This window comes from Skermanella sp., from assembly GCF_059503625.1.
On sequence record NZ_JCACHA010000441.1, the window covers coordinates 1 to 2,361 of the forward strand.

Genomic DNA, 2,361 nt, shown 5'->3' on the forward strand with positions numbered 1-2,361 from the left:
GCTGCGGACCGGGAGGCGCCAAAGACCAGTTCCTGTGCCTTGGCGCTGCGCCACACCTTCACCCGCCGCTGAAGCGTTTGCAGCTGGCCATCAGGAAAGCGATCGGGGTAGGCACTCTGAAGCCGCTCCAACAGCTCCCGCGCCGTCCGCTCGGGTTCCGCCTCCAACCACATTTCGACAACTGGCCAGACCTCCTCGAAGGGATCCACCCGCGTCCGCCACGTCCGTGGCGCCATCGTCGCCTGCCGGTGGGTCGGCCGCACCTCGCCGTCTTCTCAGGCCCGCGCCAAGCCGGCAATGAACGGCGTCAGATCATCCATCTCGGCGGTCGGCTCGGCGCCGGGAGCCGCCAGCTCGGCCTGGGCCGCGCGAATTTCCCGCAGCAGCGCAAACCGGATCCAGTCGGGCGAACTCCGTGCGCAGACGCTCCTTCGCCGGCTCCTCGACGCGATCGTTCGCCAGCAGACGCTCATACGGCGTCGCCGGTGAGTGGTACCGCTTGCTCACCCGCGCGCCGTCCCGCCTCTTCTCCTTGAGTTTGAAGGACAGCTGAAAATAGTTCACATACAGCCGTGCCGCCCGGAACAGGCGTCCCAGACGCCGGGCGCCCGAAAGACCCTCCAGCCGACCGTAGCCAACAAGACGCTGGTCGTCCGGGTTGGCCGTTACTGGCCTGACACGAGTGCCAAAACTGGGTTTCCGCTGATGGCAGGTGGAGACTGCGTCCGGTATGCCATTCGTTCAGCGGCGATCCACGCCAGCGCGCACGGTTACGGTAGCGGACTTTCCGACATACCGGACCATCACGGTCTCCGGGCATGACCCTTGATTATTGATGTTCGCCTTGAAGGTGTAGAGGCCATAGGGCCTGTTGAGCGGGTCAGCGGTAGCCGTGGTCGTGGCACCCGTATAAGCCCCGAATACTGTCCTGTTGGGGTTTTCCGGCGTGGGAGAGGGTACCGGCTTGCCGATCAGGATCTGGCCTGCTCCGCCAGATGCCTCATCAGCGGTTCCACCCCGGATTTCCCACTCCATCTGGGTCGCGGAACGGGTCCGGCACTGGGCGCGGGTGATGCTCACTGAAGTGGGCTGAATGTCCGGCGCACCGACACTTTCAATCAGGAAGGCGTAGAACTTGCCATCATCTCCGAACCAGCCCTCAGCCGCGGCTTCTGCGCCGACCACCAGTGACTCCGGCGGGATTGCAAAGCCGAAATCGTTCTTGACGCCTGTCCCTGGCAGGCATGGATTGTGAGCCACTGTACCGGTGGGCGGGAAGTGCTCGCCCGCTTTGGTGCCGAGTACGACTACGCTTGTTCCTTCGACTTCCAAGGTGCCAGTCACATATTTTTTCGTGCTGGTAACCGGGTCGAGTTCGTACTCGGGGATTTTGGTGATGCGGCCGAGTAGAACGTTTTCAGCCGGCTCAAGAAACACGGTTTGAGGTTCGACGACCGAGCCGACGACCGGAGCAGGCAGGTCAACAGATGATCCAACGATGATGCCAGTGCCTCCAATCATGGTCTTGGTGGTTCGGCTCATACCGGCGAACGGGCGATTATTGCAAATGCCGATGTTGTTGGCGGACATGCCGTCCCGTGTCGGCGTGGCGAACGTGGTTCCGGACTTTATGGAGATGGTGGTATTAAACACCTTGAGTGATGTGACGGTGGTTTCGGGGCCGGTACCGGTTGTCGTGATGTCGGTTACGCGTCCCTCCAGTTCGGCAGCCACCTGGGCCACAGCCGGAGCAGAGATCGTGGCAATGGCAACGCTTGCCAGAAGCAGGGTTCGAATGGTCATGGAAATCCTCTCTGATGCATTATGTGTATTGTGAATCGGCTATTTTTCACGCTCAGGGTGTGGACCAATACGGCTTGCAGGCTTTCTTCATGCCTAGTCTGTCCGCGACTCGATAGCGGTTGAGTTTAGGATTGTCTGCGCTGTTGCCTGTCAGGGACCTGTAGTAAGCGGCTTCGTCGCCATTGCCACGCTGGGACATCTCGATCAGATCGTTCTCGGCGCGCAGACGAGCATGGTCGCTCTGCTTCATGTGCATCAGCCCCGGTCGAGGGGTTAGGCCATCACTGCCGAACATCCTGCAGGTCGTAACACTGTCATCGACCCTGCGTCCTTGCCTTTTGATACCCTTCGCCTGGAGCGGCTTTGCCTCTCCGACTTGTCCGGCGGTGGTGCCTTTCGAAGTCCCTGCTTTCGCTGGATCGGGTGATGCTGCGATGCAGATAGCGACGATCGCGAACGCTGGTATCCAAATCATCGATCGGGCCATTGTCACTTCCCCTCATGTTTTCTCAAGGGCATGACGAGACAGGGGGCATCTTTATTTCTATTTGATTTAAA

3 protein-coding genes and 1 pseudogene are annotated in these 2,361 nt (G+C 60.4%); all 4 read right to left on the reverse strand.

The features are described 5' to 3' along the window. Positions 1-263, reverse strand: a pseudogene (locus tag AC5JJ6_RS09665) (ISNCY family transposase); the annotation flags it as partial. A 12-nt stretch (positions 264-275) separates the two neighbouring features. Next, positions 276-473 (reverse strand): hypothetical protein, encoded by a 198-nt coding sequence (locus AC5JJ6_RS09670; protein WP_496041838.1) that lies wholly within the window; start codon positions 471-473, stop codon positions 276-278. A gap of 268 nt (positions 474-741) precedes the next feature. Beyond that, entirely contained in the window at positions 742-1,803 is a 1,062-nt protein-coding gene (locus tag AC5JJ6_RS09675) for a hypothetical protein (RefSeq protein ID WP_496041839.1), read from the reverse strand. Positions 1,804-1,855: 52 nt separating this feature from the next. Continuing rightward, entirely contained in the window at positions 1,856-2,290 is a 435-nt protein-coding gene (locus tag AC5JJ6_RS09680; RefSeq protein WP_496041840.1) for a hypothetical protein, read from the reverse strand. Positions 2,291-2,361 lie beyond the last annotated feature (71 nt).